The following is a 19719-nucleotide window of genomic DNA, read 5'->3' as shown; positions in this document are numbered from 1 at the left end:
TCTTCCACTTCCGATTCATTTTCTTTATTGTTATGCCGCGGACAGTCCCGGTATGTCCGATAAACGAAGACGCCGTACTTTCCCGGGAAATAATAATCAGGTATGCGGAGGCAGTGCTAGAAATTAAAGGAAATCATTATGGTTTTATCCATAGTAGGCTGGAACACAAACAGAAAAGCGGAGAATTCATACTTTGAGAATAGATTGATTTTTCAAAGGAGCTGAAGCCGCTTGAAGAGGGCATTAATAACCGGGGTGACAGGTCAAGACGGTTCTTATTTGGCAGAGCTTTTGCTTAATAAGGGGTATGAGGTTCACGGTTTGATGCGCCGAAACAGTTCAATTCATACCGAACGGATCGATCATCTTGAAAACTATCAAACGGATGAGGGTCAATCGTTTAATTTGCACTATGGCGATCTGAGCGATCCCGGCGGTTTAAGCAAGCTTCTCTACAAAATTGAACCGGACGAAGTGTACAACCTGGGCGCGCAAAGCCATGTCAGAGTGTCGTTCGACATTCCCGAATTTACGTCCGATGTCAATGCTCTCGGAGCATTGCGTATGCTCGAAAGCATACGGGATGTGAACCCCCGCATTAAATTTTATCAGGCATCGTCCAGCGAACTGTACGGCCTGGTGCAGGAAGTTCCGCAAAGCGAAAGAACGCCCTTTTATCCGAGAAGTCCATATGCCGCCGCAAAGCTTTACGCATACTGGATTACGATCAATTACCGGGAAGCATACGACTTGTTCGCATGCAACGGCATTTTGTTCAACCACGAATCGCCAAGAAGGGGCAAGACGTTCGTCACCCGCAAAATTACGACCGGACTGGCCAACATATTGCAGGGCAAGCAGGATCAGCTGGTACTGGGCAATTTGGATGCGAAGAGGGACTGGGGATTTGCCGGCGACTATGTGGAAGCGATGTGGCTTATGCTGCAGCAGAAAGAGCCCGAGGATTATGTCATTGCGACCGGGGAGACCCATACGGTCAGGGAGTTTTGCGAGCTTGCGTTTCAAACGGCCGGCATCAAGCTCCTCTGGAGAGGTAAAGGATTGGATGAGCAGGGCATTGACGCCGAGACAGGCCGGGTGCTTATCTCGGTCGACAGCAAATATTTCCGTCCAAGCGAAGTCGATTTGCTGCTGGGCGACCCCGCCAAAGCAATGAACAAGCTGGGCTGGAAGCCGAAAGTTTCCTTCAAGGAACTGGTTGACATGATGGTGAAAAGCGACCGGTTCGCTTGAAGACGGATGTGACGATCGAGAGAGGAGTGTTATCGATTGGACAACAACAGCCGCATTTACGTAGCCGGGCATAAAGGGCTGGTCGGCTCCGCCATCGTCCGAAACCTGCAGAGCAAAGGCTACCGGAACATAATCGGCAAAACGCGCCAGCAGCTGGACTTGACGGACCAGGCCGCGGTGGAAGCTTTTTTTGCCGAAGCGGGAATCGAATATGTATTTTTGGCGGCGGCGAAAGTCGGAGGCATCGGGGCCAACAGCGCCTACCCGGCGGACTATATTATGGAAAACCTGCTCATCGAGTGCAATGTCATCCGCAGCGCGTTCAAGCACAACGTGAAAAAGCTCATTTTTCTCGGAAGCTCGTGTATCTATCCGAAGATGTGCCCTCAGCCGATCAAAGAACATTATTTGCTGACGGGACCGCTGGAGCGGACGAATGAGGCGTATGCTTTGGCCAAAATATCGGGGCTCAAAATGTGCCAGTATTATAACGAGCAGTACGGCACCAATTATATAAGCGTCATGCCGACAAACCTGTACGGGCCGAATGATCGATTCGACGTCAACAATTCCCACGTTATCCCGGCAATGATTGCAAAAATTGACACGGCAAAAACGTTGAACAGGCCGAATGTCCAGTTGTGGGGAACCGGCAGCCCGCTGCGGGAATTTTTATATGCGGATGATATGGCGGAAGCTTGCGTATTTTTGATGGAAACGTATGAAGGCACGGAGCATCTGAACATCGGGACAGGACAGGATATTTCCATTCGCCGGCTCGCGGAGACGATCAAGCGTATTGTCGGTTACGAAGGGGAGCTAATCTTCGATGCCAGCAAGCCTGACGGAACGCCGAGAAAGCTGCTTGATGTTTCGAAAATCGAAGCGCTCGGCTGGAAGGCGAAAGTGGACCTGGAAGAAGGACTTCGGTTAGCGTACCAATATTATTTGGACAACGTCAAATAACACTAATCTTATGCGCTCTCTTTCAGCCAAACGAATCCCTGCGGAAGTATCATCGTCCTGATTTATGATTCCGGGGAGGAAGCAAATGGACAAATATGCCGTCATTATGGCAGGAGGCGCCGGACAGAGGCTATGGCCCTTTTCAAGAGAACGCAAGCCCAAGCAGTTCATAAGCGTCGACGGAAAGAAAAGTATGCTGGAGCAGACCGTAACACGGATCCAAGATTTGATCCCGCCCGAAAGATGCTATGTGATTACAAACAAGAACTATTTGGAGCTTACAAGAGAAGTGCTTAAGGATGTGATTCCGGAATCCAACATTATTTTGGAACCGTTGCAGAGAAATACCGCTGCATGCATATCCTACGCTTCTTTGCTGCTTGAGAAGAAGTTCAAAACAGGTTCCGTTTGTTTTATTCCTGCCGACAGTTATATCCATAACAAGTATGAATATCTGAAGGCCGTGCATCAGGCTTACCGGGAAACGGAATGCTGCGGCGGGCTTGTGGTGATCGGGGTCAATCCGACCTACCCGGCTACCGGGTACGGCTACATTCAAGTGAATCCAACCGACCGGTTCGGCTCGAGAAATGTGTGCAATGTCCACCAGTTCAAGGAAAAGCCGAATCTGGATACGGCGAAGAAATATGTGAAGACCGGTACGTATTTATGGAACAGCGGCATGGTTGCCGGCAGCTTTCAAGCGTTCCGGGATGAAATCAAGCTCCATATGCCGCATCATTTTGCGTTACTGTCCAAAGCGCTGGAGCACCATGATTCCCCGGATTTCCAGAATGAAATCGCAAACGCCTACGCCGGTTTGCCCCGTCTGTCGTTCGATAACGGCGTCCTGGAGCATTGCAATGGACTTCGGACCGTTAAAGGTTATTTCGATTGGAACGATATCGGCAGTCTGGATTCGCTTGCCCAAACGGTCGAGCTTGATGCGAACAACAATGCGGTTGTCGGGCATCATATCGGAATCGATACGAGCGACTCGATTATATACAGCCAAGACATGCTGGTTACGACGATTGGATTAACGAACGTCATTATCGTCAAGACGGAAGATGCGATGATTGTCTGTCCGAAGGAAAGAGCCCAGGACATCAAAACGCTTGTCGAAATGCTCAAAAAAAGCGGGCATGAAAAATACACGTAGCGACACGCTGATTCAATGTTGCTGCAACAAGTGTCATATTTGAGGAGGTAATTGATAATGGCTTTGGACAAAAAGAGTATTTTGGTTACGACTTCGATTGCGCCCAATTATATCGATATCCAACGTTCGGCAATCGATACATGGATCAAAGCGGGTTTTACCGTCGTTTCATTAAACAGCAGCGAGGAAATCGACGTGATCAAACCTTATTTCCCTGATATTACGTTCCATACTGTGTGGAGAACGGCTAAAGAAAAGTACGGCAAACCGTACGTGTATATTTATGATTTTATGACGTATTTGAAAAGTTCCAATTCCAAAGTATGCGGCATCATTAATTCGGATATTCATTTTAAAGGGCTGAAAAAAGACTTTATTAATTTTATACACAAAGAGACGGTAGACAGTCTCGTATACGGGCATCGCGTTGATGTGGACCATATTAGCAGTACGGACGGAATCGTCAGTAACGGAGTCGACTTTTTCTTTTTTGACCAGCAGCTGTTGAGCGTCTATGAAGATGATGGAATGTGCATGGGCCAGCCGGCATGGGACTGGTGGATGGTATGTGTTCCGGCCGCGTATCATAAACGGACAAAAAGGGTTTTCAGCAAAATTGCCTACCATCAAAAACACCCGCAAAAATGGGATCAAGCGCTTAATCAGCATCTCATTGAAACAGTTGTGATGGAAAAGTATCTGAAAAGATTATACCCTGGCTTATCGCACTACGAATTAAATACCAGAATGTGGGAAATTGTCATTTCGAGCACCGGTCTTGAATATCAGAGCTCTTCGATTGAGCAAATTTCGCCTTCGATATCAGGGCTGCAGGCGTCGGGGCATGGGGTCCAGCAGGCGGATAAGGCGAAACAGCTGCTTGAGGAGCGGTTAAACGGTCTGGACGTTCGGATGACGGAGCGTTCCATCCAGCATGAGGGGCGGATTAACGATCTGAACGTTCTGGTAACCGAGAAGTTTAATCTCCTGGACGGCCGGATCAAGGAAATGGAAAGATTGTTCCAGGAATTGGCGCAGCAGGTCACGACAACGCTTGGGGAGTTAACGACTCAAAAAGATCAGACAAAAGCATCGGTATGGAATCGGTTGTTAGGCAACAAGGTGGGCAAAGAGAAGAAAAGCATCGATTCCGCAAAAGAAATCATTTAGGCTCCTAGGCCGATTACATGGGAAAATAAAGAAAAAGCTAACGTCTCGCTCTGCGGATGTTAGCTTTTTCCGGTTAAACCGCCTTGTCTCCACGCCGTATTGCCTGCCTTCGGATACAGGCTGCAAAGCGCCGGACTCTTACGGTTTGATTTGTGGTATAATGATTGTTAAAGCTTGCCGGGGACGCATGGTTGCAGGACTGCCGCTTGCTTGACCAACATAGACGTAAGAGGTGAACGGTTTGGTATTCGGTGTAAAATCCGTGCTTTGGAGCGCGGCTGCGCTTGTTTTGCTGCTGTCGATGGGCGTGCCGCTGCTGAACGTATTAACCGTCACCTTGATGATGGTTCCTTATGTCGTACTTTATACGACGCTTTCCAAAAAAGCTTTTGTGCTTCATTTGCTGCCGGTGTGGGGAATCGGGTATCTCATTATGGGACTGCCGGCGCTCATTGTCGGATTGTTTTTTCTTATACCGGGCATTGTTATGGGTCATCTGTATCGTCGCGATCGGCCGGTTCGGGTCGTGTTCACAGCTGTCATCGTCACGATCGTTGGACAGATCTTGCTGGAGCTGCTGCTCTTTAATCTCATTATGAATGTGTCGCTCATCGATGAGCTCGGCAACACGATCCGTACGATGACCGAACAGCTACGGGCGCAAGGCATGCTGTCGGAAGCATGGACGTCGGAACTGACCGATCTGACGGTGCGGACGACGGTGCAGTCCATTCCGCAGGTGCTGCTCATGATGGGGTTTCTGTATACGGCGGTTACGCAATATATTGCGCGCCGGGTGCTGGGCCGCATGGGGGTGTCCGTAAAAGGCTTTCCGCCTGCCAAGGATTGGATGCTGCCGCGAATTATGGTGCTGTATTACCTTGTCGTCACGATTATACAACTGATGGTTTCCAAGGATAGCGGCTCGTTTCTGGCGGTTGCGGTAATCAATCTTCTGCCGCTGCTGCAGTTCGCATTCAAGATGCAGGCAATCGGATTTTTCTTTTTTCTGGCGGATCAGCGCAAATGGCCGAGAGCGGTACCGCTGCTGATGGCCATCCCCGTCCTGCTGCTGTCGCCGCTCAGCTTGATCGGCGTGCTCGATGTCGCTTTTCCGATCCGTAAATCGTTCAGGAAAACTTGATACAGGGGCGTGTGAAATGCCGAAGTTTCTAATACAGCGTTGGCATGGCATGCACCAAGTATGGTCCATTGCCATCATGATTATGCTGACCGTTGCGCTGGCTTGGTACAAATGGCAGCTCGGCCTTATCGGACTGCTGCTGACGGTGTCGGCCGGCGTCTACTCGTATTTGGCTGAACGGACGTTCAGACGCGATTTAATGAAATATTTGGGCCGGATTTCGTACCGGGTGCGCAAAGTAGGCAACGAAGTCGTAAGCGAGCTGCCGATCGGGATAGTACTTTACAGCGACGAGAAGGTGATCGAATGGCACAATCCGTTCGTCGCGGAGATGATGAACCGGGAATCGATCGTCGGGGAACTGCTGCTGGAGCTGTTTCCAACGCTTGCGCAGGTCAAGGACCGCGCCGGAACGATGGAGATGGCCGTCGGTTCGAACGTGTACGAACTGATCGTCAAGCCGCAGGAGAAGCTGATCTACATCCATAACATAACGGAAATGTGGCAATTGGCGCGCAGGTATGAAGAGGAGAAGATGGCGATCGGCATCGTCTTTATCGACAACCTCGACGAGGTTACCCAATCGATGGACGATCAGCAGCGCAGCGCCCTGCTTTCCAAAGTGACGGTAGAGATTACCGAATGGGCGCAGCGGGAGCAGCTTTATTTGAAGCGGCTCAATTCCGACCGGTTCCTGCTTATTACCGACCAGAAGACGCTGCGGCAGCTGGAGCAGTCCAAGTTCGTCATCCTCGATGAAGTGCGCGAGATGACGTGCCAGCTTAAAATTCCGATGACGCTCAGCATCGGCTTCGCCGCGGGCGCCGAGACGATCCCCGAGCTGGGCCAGTGGGCGCAGATGAGTCTGGATATGGCGCTCGGGCGGGGCGGCGACCAGGCGGCCGTGAAGGTCGGCGAACGCCAATCGTTCTACGGCGGCAAGTCCAATGCGGTCGAGAAGCGTACGCGCGTACGCGCCCGCGTCGTCGCGCATGCGCTGCGCGATATGATCCGCGGCAGCGAGAAGGTTGTCATCGTCGGGCACAAAATGCCGGACATGGACTCCATGGGAGCGTCCATCGGCGTCGCCAAGGCGGCCCAGCTGTTTGGCAAGGAAGCGTTCATCGTGCTCGAAGGCGTCAATCCGGCCATTCAGCGGATGATGGAAATGCTGCGCGAGGACGAACGGTACGCGAAGCGGTTCGTCTCGCCGGAGCAGAGCGTCGCGCTTGTCGATTCGCGGACGCTTGTCGTCGTCGTCGACACCCACAAAGCATCGATGCTGAAGGAACCGCGCATCTTGACGCAGACGGACCGGATCGTCGTCGTCGATCATCACCGGCGCAGCGAAGAATTTATTAACAACTCGGTGCTCGTTTACATGGAGCCGTACGCTTCCTCGGCTTGCGAGCTTGTGACGGAGCTGCTGCAGTACATTCACGACCGGGTTGTGCTGGATATCCGCGAAGCGACGGCGCTGCTGGCGGGCATTACCGTCGACACGAAGAGCTTCTCGCTGCGCACGGGAGCCCGCACGTTCGAAGCGGCTTCTTTCCTGCGCCGCAACGGGGCGGACACGGCGCTCGTCCAGCGGATGCTGAAAGAGGACTTGGAGGAGTACTTGAAGAAAGCGGATATTATTAAGCATGCCGAAGTCATACACGGTCATATCGCGATTGCGGCTACAGAGCCGGGACGCAAATATTCGCAGCTGCTTATCGCGCAGTCGGCCGATACGCTCCTGAACATGACGGACATTTACGCATCGTTTGTCGTCGGGGAGCGGCCCGACGGCCTTGTAGCCGTCAGCGCCCGCTCGCTCGGGCAGATGAACGTGCAGGTCGTCATGGAGCGGATGGGCGGAGGCGGACATCTGACGAACGCAGCGGCGCAGCTGCAAGGATCGGTCACAGACGTATATGCGAAGCTGCGCCGGGTGCTGGAACAAATTGAAGCGGAAGAGGGGTTATTCGAATGAAGGTCATTTTTCTGAAAGATGTGAAAGGACAAGGCAAACGGGGAGACATTAAAGATTTGTCGGAAGGATATGTACGCAATTTTCTGCTTCCGAAAGGGCTGGTGAAGCCCGCTTCCGAGGGCAACGTCAAAACGCTGGAGGCGCAAAACGCTTCGGAGCAAAAGCGCAAAGCGAAGGAAAAAGAAGAGGCGCAGGCGCTCGGCGCCAAGCTGGAACAAATGACGATCGTCGTGCATACGAAAGCGGGCGAAGGCGGCCGGCTGTTCGGCGCCGTTACGAGCAAGCAGATCGCCGAGGCGCTGGAGAAGAAGGGCATCAAGATCGACAAGCGCAAAATCGAGCTCGAGGAGCCGATTCGCGCACTTGGCGTGACGCAGGTGGCCGTCAAGCTTCATCCGGAAGTGAAGGGCACCTTGAAGGTGCAGACGGCCGAGGAATAAGAGCGGGGGAGAAGGACGAATGAACAACGAGGGGCTGTTGTTTGACCGGGTTCCGCCGCAAAATATAGAGGCCGAGCAGGCGGTTCTCGGAGCCGTGCTGCTGCAGGCGGAAGCGCTCATTACCGCGATGGAGCGGGTCCGCAGCGAAGACTTCTACTCTGTAGCGCACCAGCGGGTGTTTGAGGCGATGGTGGAGCTTGGCGAGAACAATGAGCCCATCGACCTCGTCACGTTGACCGCTTATTTGCAGGACCGGCAGCAGCTCGATGAGATCGGCGGCGTCAGCTATTTGGCCAAGCTGGCCGGTGTCGTGCCGACGGCGGCCAACGTCGACTACTACGCCCAAATCGTTGAGGAAAAGTCGATGCTCAGGCGGCTGATCCGTACGGCGACGACGATCGTTTCGGACGGTTACGCATCCGCCGAAGATATCGGGGCGCTGCTCAGCGACGCGGAAGCCCGCATTCTGGAAATATCGAACCGCCGCTCCAGCAGCGGCTTCATCTCCATCCGCGATGTGCTGATGGAAGTGTTCGAGCGGGTGGAGTTTTTGTATTCGCATAAAGGCGGCACGACCGGAATTCCGTCGGGCTTCCCGGATCTGGACAAAATGACGAGCGGCTTTCAGCGCAGCGATTTGATTATTGTGGCGGCGCGTCCTTCCGTCGGGAAGACGGCGTTCGCGCTCAATATCGCCCAGAACGTCGGCGTGCGGGCCCGCGAGACGGTCGCCATCTTCAGTCTGGAGATGAGCGCCGCCCAGCTCGTGCAGCGGATGATTTGCGCCGAATCGAACGTGGATGCCGGACGGATGCGGACCGGATTTCTGGAAGGCGACGACTGGGAAAAGCTGACGATGGCGATCGGCTCGCTGTCGGAGGCGCAAATTTTTATCGATGACACGCCGGGCATTACTGTGGCCGACATTCGCGCCAAGTGCCGCCGTCTGAAGAAAGAGCGCGGACTCGGCATGATCCTCATCGATTACCTGCAGCTTATTGCGGGCCGGGGCAAAGCCGGCGAGAACCGGCAGCAGGAAGTATCCGAAATTTCGCGGACGCTGAAGATGATTGCGCGTGAGCTGGAAGTGCCGGTCATTGCGCTGTCGCAGCTGAGCCGGGGCGTCGAGCAGCGCCAGGACAAGCGGCCGATGATGTCCGACTTGCGGGAATCCGGTTCGATCGAGCAGGATGCCGACATCGTATCGTTTCTGTACCGCGACGATTACTACAACCAGGATACCGAGAAGAAGAACATTATCGAAATCATCATCGCCAAGCAGCGGAACGGCCCGGTCGGGACGGTCGAGCTGGCGTTTCTGAAAAACTTCAATAAATTCGTGAGCATCGACCGCGCCCATCAGGATCCGAGCCAAGTGTCCTGATGCTGACGCGAAGCGGCACAGACGATGTCATAATAGCTGTCTTCCCGTTTGCGGCCAGTCGGCAAATTCCGAACAATCATATGGGTCCCCCTATGATTGTTCGTTTTTGTTGACTTCCGGAAAATGGGCTGATACACTAGAACTGCTGCTTTTCGGATTAATGGAGAAAGCTGAACGGCTGGATAAGCCGGCGGCTTCCGACGGCCTATGGATAAGATCACCGGGCCGGGTTAAGATAAAGCAGTAAATTTCGGTGTGCTTAAACACCCGGCGGAGGTATATATCATGTCTACGGTTGTTGTTGTCGGAACGCAGTGGGGAGACGAAGGGAAAGGCAAAATTACCGATTATTTGGCGGATGGAGCAGAGGTTGTCGCCCGTTACCAAGGCGGTAATAACGCCGGCCACACCATTCTCATCGGCAACAAAAAATACAAGCTGACGATGATACCATCGGGCATCTTCAATCAAAACAAAACTTGCGTCATTGGGAACGGAATGGTTATTAATCCAGCCGCGCTGATCGACGAAATCAACTATATTCACGAACACGGTTTTTCCAGCGAAAATCTTAAAATCAGTGACCGCGCGCACGTCATCATGCCTTATCATCTCGTGCTGGACGGCCTTGAGGAAGAGCGCAAGGGCGAGAACAAAATCGGCACGACACGCAAAGGGATCGGTCCATGCTACATGGACAAAGCGGCGCGCAACGGCATCCGGATCGCGGATCTGATGGACGCTGAGGAATTCGAAGGCAAGCTTCGCCGTCTCGTAGCGGAGAAAAATCAAGTGATCGAGCAAGTGTACGGCGGGGAAGCGCTCGATGTGGAGAGCATTTTGCAGGAGTACCTCGGATACGCCGAGACGCTGCGCCCGTACGTGACCGACACGTCCGTCGTGCTGAACGACGCGATTGATGGCGGCAAGCGGGTGCTGTTCGAAGGCGCCCAGGGCGTCATGCTCGACATCGACCAAGGGACGTATCCGTTCGTTACGTCTTCGAACCCGACGGCGGGCGGCGTATGTATCGGATCGGGCGTCGGCCCGTCCAAAATCAAGCAGGTTATCGGGGTAGCCAAGGCGTACACGACCCGTGTCGGCGACGGTCCGTTCCCGACCGAGCTGCATGACGAAATCGGCGACACCATTCGCGAGACCGGCCATGAATACGGCACCGTTACGGGCCGTCCGCGCCGCGTCGGCTGGTTCGACAGCGTCGTTGTCCGCCACGCCCGCCGCGTCAGCGGCATTACGGGATTGTCGCTGAACTCGCTGGACGTCATGACCGGACTTGAAACGGTCAAAATTTGCACCGGCTACAAATACCGCGGCGAAGTGATCGAGCATTACCCGGCAAGCCTGAAAATGCTGTCGGAATGCGAAGCGATTTACGAGGAGCTGCCGGGCTGGTCCGAGGACATTTCCGGCGCGAAAACACTGGAAGATTTGCCGGCCAATACGCGCCGCTACGTGGAGCGCGTGTCCGAGCTGACCGGCATTCCGATCGCCATCTTCTCCGTCGGCCGCAACCGCGAGCAGACGAATCCGGTGCTGCCGATCTACGAATAATCGGCGGCTGTAAAATGAACCGACCAAGGCGATCCTTGGCCGGTTCGTTCGTTTTTTAGGGTCAAATTGTCTGCTTTCTGCAACGTATATCCCCATTCTTACCCGAATTTCATGGTTTAGTTCCGACATTTAATCATTCGCCTTCGTACCGCCGATCGAGAAAGACCTCCGATTCCGCTTTGCCAGCGAAACGGGAGGTCCTTTTACGTATATTTGGGATTAGCTCGGATACAACCGGTGCTGCGGAATGATTTGTTTCGGTTGGGATGCGCTGGACCAGGACAGTTTCGCGGACGCACTTCCCGTATTTTCAAAGTATTCCATCCGGATATCGTACTTCTGGCCGGCCGTCAATTGGATCGTGCCCGTCCATTCGGTCGTCCCCTGATCAAACCACTTATTAATAATTAACTGGTTATTCACCCACAGCCTTACCCCGTCATCCGTACTCGTATAGAACGTATACGTTCCGTCATATTGAGGACTCACTTTCCCCGTCCAGCGGACGGCGTACGTGTCCGAAGCCATCGAGGCCATCGGGGAGCCGGTACCCCAATCGAAATTGACCGCCGCATCCGTACGTGTCGCTTTCAAAGCGGTAAAATCGATGTTGTCGAAATAATTGGCCGTAAGTCCCGTACCGAGCTCTGACGGAAGCTGGCTGGCAGGCGTATATTTGATCCAATCGTAATAGGCGCGAATCGGGGTGCCGTTATACGTGAACGGTCCTGTCCATATTTCGGCCGGTCCCGCTCCGGACCATAAATTGACCATTATATACCCGGGGCTTGTAGGAAGCGGGCCGCGAGAACCGTTTTCCGTGTGCACCAGGTTGCCGTCCACATACCACCTGATCGCGTCCTCTGACCATTCGAAAGCATAATTGTGAAAGGTGAGAGAGGAATCGAAACCGAGATCGATTACCGTGCCATGCCCTCCAACTCCGTTGGTGAAGTAGTTCGCCTCCAGTTTGGTCGTGTCTTTCCCCAAAATTTCGATGTCGATTTCGTCGTTCGACGTGCCGGCAGCCGGACCGGAATACGTGAACAGCGAAGTGACCAATCCGGTTCCTTTCGCCGCCTTGATTCGCGCTTCAACCCGGCCATAACCGTACTTCAAGTTTGTCGCATATTCCCCGGAAGCATAATTTTTGCCGGAGCATGCGTCTGGACAACCTGCATTATCCAACCGAGGCGACATGATTCCGCCGTTAAATTCCAGATTCGACGCTTTCCATCCGACGCCAAAATTCGGGCTGTTGCCCCAACCGTCGGAAACGTAGAACATTTTGTTGTTTACCGCATTTAAAGGTTCGTAGAATGCGGTGTCCGCTGCAGTCGTTTGTTTCGGGAATGCCAACCCAAGTACAACAATTGCAGCCGCAAGTAATGCCTTCATCCCTTTCAATTTGGCTTTTGCCGACATCATGGATAAACACCTCTTCCCTGAAATGGAATTCATCAAGCATCCGATCCACATTACATTCGCGAACGGGACGAGCGGGTGTTGCGTCAAGGTCAAATCCCGCCGGCTACTTTTAGTCTATCGGCAACATGAAGCGATATCTTCATCAAAACAATTGGAAAATGGCACAGCTCGTGCGAGGTCGGATTGTTTCCGGGCTATTCTTTCGATTACGGCCGGGTTTGTAAACCGCCTCACTGATTCGGCTTGAAGCGGAGCGCTCTTCTTTTTTTTGTTTCCAGACGGAATGTCTCTCTGCCGCTTTGACCATACTGGTAGAGAGATTGATGGAAACGGAGGAAATCAGAAGATGCGGAAAATGGCGGTTTGGCTGGCAAAAACGGTGGCCGCGGCGCTCATCGTCAGCTTCCTGTCCATATGGACGACGGGGTATATCGTAAACAGTTACGTCGAAACGGTGCTGAAGCAGTTCAACATTCCGCTGCAGACGCAGCCGTTCGCGTTATCCGGGGTGTGGGGCAAGCTGTGGGGCGCCGATTCGGCGGACGGCGGGCAGATCGCAGGCGAAAAAACAGGCAGCGGCGCTGCGGAAGGCAGCGCGGATTCGGGAACCGATCGTGCCGGGAGTAATAGCGCAGGCAAGGGGAGCGGCGGAACGGGGAGCGGCGGAGACGGGAGCGGAAGCGCCGCAGGCGAGTCCGGCGGCCCAGAAGGCGGGACGGGAGATGAGCCGCTGGCGGTCGACGCGTTCGGCCAGGACGGTGAGGAGCCGGTGACCGGCTCCGGCAGCGGGCCGAAAGCTTACGGCGGCGCTGCAGGCGAGTCAGGCAGCGACAGCCCGGCTCCGGGCGGCGATGATCGCGCGGCCGGAAGCGGCGCCGGCGCAGCGGAGGGCGGCAATTTGCCTCCGACGGCTTCCATATCGACGGAGCAGCTGAATGAAGCGAAGCAGCAGATGAGTGCGGCGGACAAAGAGACGCTGTTCACGCTGCTGATGACGAAGCTGCCGCAGGACGCCTGGCAGACCATTTCCGGATATATGGAGAACGGGCTGACGCAGGAGGAGCTGAGCAGCACCGAGCAGATTTTGGCGCAATATTTGAGCCGGGAAGAATATGAGAAGATGAAAGATATTCTGAAAAAATATTAATGAGCCGTCCGGGGCCGTTTTGTTGAATCGTAAAATGATCCTATGGTAAAGTTAAAAGCGAATCTTCCGTTGTGAGGATTCGTATTTTTGTGTGAATATCAGTAAAATATTCGTTATTATTGCACAAATAAATCAATGGGCGGGCCATAGTAAAGATAAATGTCGGATATATATAGATAAATCATGGCGCAATTTCAGTCCAAACAACTAACTAGCACAATTTGCACAGGCAGTTGTACCATAAAGGAGACGATTATGAAAGTTGTACCCGATCAGGACCGGAAGGGCGGCACAAGAGCGCTGCCGGGCTCGGCCATGATAAACCATCCGCAACCGGTGAAAGGCGCTCCCCGCGCCGGCTGGAGGGATGCTAACCGGCACCGGAAACCGCTTTTGCTTGCAGGAAGCATGCTGCTGTTGATATTCGTTCTTGCTGCGGGCGGCTTCTATTATCGAATTACGAACACGGTTGACTACACTGCGGTCTACATAAACGGCCAGTCCGTAGGGACGGTCGCAGCGCAGTCCGATGTAGAGCAGCTGGTGCAGGCCAAGACGAAGGAAGCGCAGGCGAAGTATCCGAACCTGGAAATGGAAATCGACAGTAGCGGGCTGTCTTACGTGAAGGAGAGCGGTTATAAGGCGCAGCCGCAAACCGAAGCGACGCTGGACAAGCTGGACGCACTGCTCGTGCCTTACGCCAAAGGCGTGGAAGTCAAAGTTAACGGCAACGTGATCGGCATTGTGAAAAACGAAGCGACGGCAAAAGCGGTTTTGCAGCAAGTGAAGAACAAATACGCGCCCCCGTCGAGGCTGAAGAAGCCGGTTCAAGTCAAGGCTCTTTCCTATTCCGCAGCTACGGAGGCGCCGTCTTCGGGCAGCCGGATTTCACAGGTGAAATTTGTGGAGGACGTACAGACCGAAGCGGTTAAAACCGATCCGTCCAACATGATGGGACAAAACCAGCTGTATACGAAAATCATTACGGGCAGCACGCAAAAAACGAGTTATACCGTCCAAAAGGGCGATTGTGTCGGCTGCATCGCGGCCAAATTCGACATTTCACCCGAGGTCATCTACAAAAATAACCCGTCGGTTCAGGACGATCTGATCAAGGCGGGCGAAGTGCTCGATTTGACGGCGCAGGCGCCGGCGGTGACGGTACAGACGCTGGAGAGCCAGGTCGAAACGATCCAGACGGAGCCCCAGGTCATCATCCAGAAGCGGGACACGATGAAGGCCGGCGAAACGAAAGTGATCCAGCAGGGGCAGCCCGGCATCAAGCGGCTCACGTACAAGCTGGTGAAGCAGAACGGCCTTATGATGAGCGAAGAGCTGGTCGGGATGGAAGTGATCAAGAAGTCGGTGCCGAAGATCGTCCTTTCGGGCACGAAAGTCGTCGTCGGCGAAGGATCCGGCGATTTCATCTGGCCGGTAAGCGGCCACCGCATAACAAGCGGTTTCGGAGCGCGGTGGGGACGGTTGCACAAAGGGATCGACCTCGTGGGCGGAAGCAGCATTAAGGCGGCCGACGAAGGCGTCGTCGAATTTGCCGGGCAGAAAAGCGGTTACGGCAATGTGATCATCATCAATCATAAAAACGGATATAAGACGCTGTACGCCCATTTGAGCAAAATATCGGTCAGCGATGGCGAGGTCGTCGAGAAAGGCGATTCCATCGGCGTAATGGGCAATACGGGACATTCTTTCGGCACTCATCTTCATTTTGAAATTCATCGAAACGGCAACGAACAAAACCCGCTTAAATATTATTAACGCAAGCGCGAGAAGGGCATCGACTCAGCTATAAGGCCGAGGCGGTGCCCTTCGGACTTTCACCAAGCTTTTCCAACAGAAAACGTGAACAAGTCACTGCACCTATGATAAAATGGAAGAAGCTATGAACAGGCAGGTGATGAGCGTGCACGGAAAAATTTTGGTCGTTGACGACGAGCGGCCGATTGCCGATATACTAAAGTTCAATTTGGAAAAAGAAGGCTACCAGGTCATCTGCGCTTTCGACGGCGATGAGGCGGTGCGGATTGCGTTCGAGGAGCAGCCGGATCTGATGCTGCTTGACCTGATGCTGCCCGTCAAGGACGGCATGGACGTCTGCCGCGAAGTGCGGCGCCGGCTGCAGATGCCGATCATTATGCTGACGGCCAAAGATACGGAGCTGGACAAGGTGCTTGGCCTGGAGCTTGGCGCGGACGACTATGTGACCAAGCCGTTCGGCACGCGCGAGCTGCTTGCACGGGTGAAGGCGCAGCTGCGCCGCCACCAGCGGGGCTCGGAAGCGGGCGGGTCCGGGTACCCGGCCGGCGAGGAGGCCGACGGGCAGCAGGGACTGCGCATTTTCAATCTTTTTATCGATACGGATATGTATGTCGTCTATAAGGACGGCCAGCCGCTCGATCTGACGCACCGCGAGTATGAGCTCGTTTATTATCTCGCCCGCAACAGCGGCAAGGTGATGACGCGGGAGCATCTGCTGCAGGCGGTATGGGGATTCGAATATTTCGGCGATGTGCGCACGGTCGATGTGACGATCCGGCGGCTGCGGGAGAAGATCGAGGACGACCCGAGCCGGCCGGAATATATTTTGACCCGCCGCGGACTGGGCTATCTGATGCGAAATCCGAAATCCGGAGGCTATGGACTGGGATGAACGGCCGGAAATTTTTCCGCACGATACAGGCCAAGCTGATCATTATATACGTGCTGCTCATCTTGATCGCGATGCAGCTGATCGGCATTTATTTCATCAGCACGGTCAAAAATTCGCTCACCGAGAGCTTTACGACCAATTTGAAGGAACAGGCCAATGCGCTCTCCAACCTGTCCGCAAGCGTGCTGACAGCCGGCGGCGCTGCGGATGGCAGCGTTGGGGAGACGACGCCGGAAGATTTGACGCTGTATGTCCGCAACCTGTTCAACATCAATGAAGCGGAAATTCAAGTGCTGGACGGCAGCGGCCGCGTGCTGACGACCTCCCAGGAAGCGCACCAGGACTATGTCGGCAAAAAAAACACGTCGCTGGCGGTCAGCCGCGCGCTGCAGGGCATTCGGGACAACGAGGAAGACATTCTGGACGAGGACAATGTGCGCAAAAAAGTGATCGCCCAGCCGGTCGTCGCCTCCGGCGGCAAAGTGATCGGAGCGGTCTACATCGTGGCGTCCATGAATGAGCTGTACGACACGGTTGACCGGGTGAACCGGATCTTCGTCACGGGCACGCTGTTTGCGCTCGGGCTGACTGCGGTGCTGGGCATATTGCTTGCCCATACGATAACGGGTCCGATCAAAGGATTGACGCGCCAGGCGTCGACGCTGGCGGAAGGGCGCTTCGGCGACCCGGTGCCGGTGTACGGCGATGACGAAATCGGGCGACTGTCCGAGGCGTTCAACGATATGACGCTGCGGCTGCAGGAAGCGCTGTCGGTCAACGAGGAAGAAAAGGAGAAGCTCGCTTCCATATTATCGAATATGAGCGACGGGGTTATCGCCGCCGATGAACGCGGCATCGTGATTATATCGAACCGGCGCGCGCTGGAGCTGCTTGGCGTACCGGTCTGCGAAGGCTGTTCGCTGTCGGAGCTGCTCGGCCTGACGCCGGAGAAGGAAGCGGAGCTGAGGCAGAGCGCAGAGCATTCTACGGTCGTGTTCAAGGAATCGCCGGAGGAAGACGGGGAGCCGGGGGACAGCTGGATGCTGCGCATCACGTTCAGCCCGATTCACCGCCGCGACCGCGGCATTACCGGCACGATCGCCGTGCTGCAGGACGTTACCGAGCAGGAGAAGCTGGACCAGTCCCGGCGCGAATTCGTCGCCAACGTGTCGCACGAGCTGCGCACGCCGCTGACGACGATCCGCAGTTACGCGGAAGCGCTTGATGACGGTGCCCTGGGCGAACGCCAGCTGGCGGAGCGGTTCGTGGGCGTCATCCGCAACGAGACGGAACGGATGATCCGGCTCGTCAGCGATCTGCTTCATCTCTCCAGGCTCGATTCGAGCCAGTCGAAGCTGCGCCGTCAGGAAATCAAGGTTAGAGACATGCTGGAAGAAGTCGCCGACCGCTTCTCGGTCCAGATGCGCCATAAAGCGATCCGGGCGACGGTCCGGATTGAAGAGGATGTGACGACCGCCGTGCTCGACCGCGACCAGATCGACCAGGTGCTGGATAATCTGATGTCCAACGCGATCAAATATACGCCGGACGGCGGCCGCGTGGAGCTGGCGGCGCGCAGGCAGGAGAACGGTTATTTGGCGATTAGCGTGAAAGATAACGGAATCGGCATTCCGAAGAAGGATTTGAGCCGCATATTCGAACGGTTCTACCGGGTCGATAAGGCAAGGTCGCGCGAAATGGGCGGAACCGGCCTCGGCTTGTCCATTGCCCGGGAAATGGTCAAAGCGCACGGCGGGTCCATGACGCTGGAATCCGAGCTGCATGCCGGCACGACGGTGACTTTTGCATTGCCTTACGTCCAGGAAGGAAGTGAGCCGGCATAATGGAACGGGTCAAAAGCTGGCTGCTTGCTTTCCTCGTTGCGCTGAGCCTCGTGCAAAGTTTTTTGCTGGCGTACAGCATCCCCGGTATAAGCACGACGGTGCGGACGGAGCAGGATTACGTGAACACCGAGCCGATGGGCGCGGAGCAAACGGTAGAGGACGTTATTTTTCCCGAGCAGATTGTGCTGCATTTCGGCAACGGAAAGCACACGGTGATGAATGCCGGCGATTTGCCGTATTATTCTTCGGTTTACGATAAGCTGAAGAACCGCGAATTTACAAGCTTTCAGAAGATGTCGCCTTATGTTGTCGATTGGAAGGAAATCCGCTCGGCGAACCTTGGGCTGGAGCTGAGCTTCGGCAGCGGCATCCCGGTGGAGCTGCTGCGCAAGGTGATGAAGCTGCAGGGCAACCAGGAGTTCATGGCCGACAGCGTGGACCGGATTTGGATTTTCCGCAGCATCAGCGGCAGCGGCGATGAAGTGCGCACATTTTTCTTCAGCAGCGGCGGCCAGGCGGTTTACGAGTCCAAACGAGCGGACTTGTCCGTTCAGGACGTGGAGGACGATGTCGGTCTCGGCGCTTATTTGACGCCGTACGCGGTTACGGAAGACGGCCTCTATGTGCCGCAGGAGCCGGTTGAAGCGGCGGAGGCGATCGTCGGCTATGATGCTTATCCGCCGGATTTGATGCAGCGCAATTTGTTCTTCGATCCCGGCACGACGCGGACGCTGAAGGACAGAAGCGGCTCCCAGGTTTACACGGACGGCAAGCATGCGCTTCAGGTCGAACAGGATGGCGAGTGGATCCGCTACACCGATCCGGCCGCGCCGCAAAACAACGAACAGAGCGGCAGCGCGGGCAGCAATGTCAGCAGCGGCGTGGTGGCGGCGGTCGTGTTCATTAACCAGCACGGCGGATGGGACGGGCGGCACCAGCTGCAAAGCACGGCCGATGCCAGTACGGGCATCGGAAAGTCGCTCTTGTTCGGGCAATATTTCCGCCTCGACGCCAACCGGTCATTCCCGATTCTGCCGGGCGGAGGTTTCCGCTTCGGGTACATGAAGCTTACGGCTCAGCAAAGTGTTGTGACCGGTTACGAGCGGTCGCTCATTACGTTATCGGAAACGCCGGAAGCGAAAGTGGTACGTTGGCTCCCCGGCGGGACCGAGCTGCAGAAAGCGCTGGGCGGCTTCAGCCGGCGTGCGGAGGTACAAGCTCTGTTCCCGGCAGTGAAGGCGGAGCCGCTGGAACACGGCAAACTCCGTTTCGATCCGGTATGGGTCGTCCGGCTGTCGGACGGAACCCGCCAGACGCTGACCGGCGCGCTGCCGGCAGGCTTCGACGGATCGGCCTATAAGAAGAAGCTGAGCGGCCGCGGCCTGCTGGAAGGCACCGGCCCGCTATCGGCTGATAACGGCGGCGCATCCGGCGCGACGACCCAAGGGGGAAGCGCCTCCGGAGGGAACCCGGCCGGAACGCAGCAGGGCAGCGGTGCGGGTGAAGCGCCCGCCAGCGAATCCGGCGGAAGCCCGGACGGGGCGCAGTAGAGCGGCGCGGTA

General features: G+C 55.0%; 15 protein-coding genes. 14 read left to right on the top strand and 1 reads right to left on the bottom strand.

All coding sequences use genetic code 11. From position 1 onward, the window contains the following. Positions 1-231: 231 nt before the first annotated feature. The 9 genes from gmd to VN24_RS10030 all read left to right on the top strand — a co-directional run bounded on the left by gmd (position 232) and on the right by VN24_RS10030 (position 11070). Entirely contained in the window at positions 232-1254 is a 1023-nt protein-coding gene (gene gmd / locus VN24_RS10070) for a GDP-mannose 4,6-dehydratase (RefSeq protein ID WP_045670305.1), read from the top strand. Between the two features lie 36 nt (positions 1255-1290). Continuing rightward, on the top strand, positions 1291-2220 hold the full coding sequence (locus VN24_RS10065) for a GDP-L-fucose synthase family protein (protein WP_045670304.1): 930 nt from the start codon (positions 1291-1293) through the stop codon (positions 2218-2220). Between the two features lie 85 nt (positions 2221-2305). After that, positions 2306-3382, top strand: a complete 1077-nt coding sequence (locus VN24_RS10060) for a mannose-1-phosphate guanylyltransferase (RefSeq protein ID WP_045670303.1) — start codon at positions 2306-2308, stop codon at positions 3380-3382. Positions 3383-3439: 57 nt separating this feature from the next. Further along, on the top strand, positions 3440-4552 hold the full coding sequence (locus VN24_RS26270; protein WP_052702888.1) for a hypothetical protein: 1113 nt from the start codon (positions 3440-3442) through the stop codon (positions 4550-4552). 241 nt (positions 4553-4793) lie between these two features. Further along, positions 4794-5696, top strand: a complete 903-nt coding sequence (locus VN24_RS10050; RefSeq protein ID WP_148505219.1) for a DUF2232 domain-containing protein — start codon at positions 4794-4796, stop codon at positions 5694-5696. A gap of 16 nt (positions 5697-5712) precedes the next feature. Then, a complete protein-coding gene (locus VN24_RS10045) occupies positions 5713-7674 on the top strand; it encodes a DHH family phosphoesterase (protein ID WP_045670301.1) in 1962 nt (653 codons plus the stop codon). After that, the gene (rplI, locus tag VN24_RS10040; RefSeq protein ID WP_045670300.1) at positions 7671-8114 is read left to right on the top strand and encodes a 50S ribosomal protein L9; all 444 of its coding nucleotides are present in this window, start codon (positions 7671-7673) and stop codon (positions 8112-8114) included. The genes VN24_RS10045 and rplI overlap by 4 nt, the downstream gene beginning before the upstream one ends. Before the next feature lie 19 nt (positions 8115-8133). Next, positions 8134-9498 (top strand): replicative DNA helicase, encoded by a 1365-nt coding sequence (gene dnaB, locus VN24_RS10035; protein WP_045670299.1) that lies wholly within the window; start codon positions 8134-8136, stop codon positions 9496-9498. Positions 9499-9783: 285 nt separating this feature from the next. After that, positions 9784-11070: an adenylosuccinate synthase gene (locus tag VN24_RS10030; protein ID WP_045670298.1), complete on the top strand. Its 1287-nt coding sequence runs from the start codon at positions 9784-9786 to the stop codon at positions 11068-11070. A 219-nt stretch (positions 11071-11289) separates the two neighbouring features. Here VN24_RS10030 and bglS read toward each other — a convergent pair whose 3' ends face one another. Continuing rightward, positions 11290-12498, bottom strand: coding sequence for a beta-glucanase (gene bglS, locus VN24_RS27680; RefSeq protein WP_158453665.1), 1209 nt, complete (start codon positions 12496-12498; stop codon positions 11290-11292). Positions 12499-12844: 346 nt separating this feature from the next. On the opposite strand from bglS, the gene VN24_RS10020 reads away from it, so the two are divergent. From VN24_RS10020 to VN24_RS10000, 5 genes are all read left to right on the top strand, one after another. Next, positions 12845-13645: a hypothetical protein gene (locus VN24_RS10020; protein WP_045670297.1), complete on the top strand. Its 801-nt coding sequence runs from the start codon at positions 12845-12847 to the stop codon at positions 13643-13645. A gap of 255 nt (positions 13646-13900) precedes the next feature. Further along, positions 13901-15421, top strand: a complete 1521-nt coding sequence (locus VN24_RS10015) for a M23 family metallopeptidase (RefSeq protein WP_052702887.1) — start codon at positions 13901-13903, stop codon at positions 15419-15421. A 145-nt stretch (positions 15422-15566) separates the two neighbouring features. Further along, positions 15567-16313: a response regulator YycF gene (gene yycF, locus VN24_RS10010; RefSeq protein ID WP_045673161.1), complete on the top strand. Its 747-nt coding sequence runs from the start codon at positions 15567-15569 to the stop codon at positions 16311-16313. After that, positions 16310-18157 carry a cell wall metabolism sensor histidine kinase WalK gene (gene walK, locus VN24_RS10005; protein ID WP_045670296.1) on the top strand — a complete coding sequence of 616 codons (1848 nt, stop codon included), beginning with the start codon at positions 16310-16312 and terminating at the stop codon, positions 18155-18157. Before yycF ends, walK begins: the two co-directional genes overlap by 4 nt. Then, complete coding sequence (locus VN24_RS10000) at positions 18157-19707, top strand: YycH family regulatory protein (RefSeq protein ID WP_052702886.1); 1551 nt, start codon at positions 18157-18159, stop codon at positions 19705-19707. Before walK ends, VN24_RS10000 begins: the two co-directional genes overlap by 1 nt. Positions 19708-19719: the final 12 nt, after the last annotated feature.

Source organism: Paenibacillus beijingensis (assembly GCF_000961095.1).
In the GTDB taxonomy this organism is placed as follows: Bacteria; Bacillota; Bacilli; order Paenibacillales; family Paenibacillaceae; genus Paenibacillus_O; species Paenibacillus_O beijingensis.
This window is presented reverse-complemented; position numbering and strand designations above follow the sequence as displayed.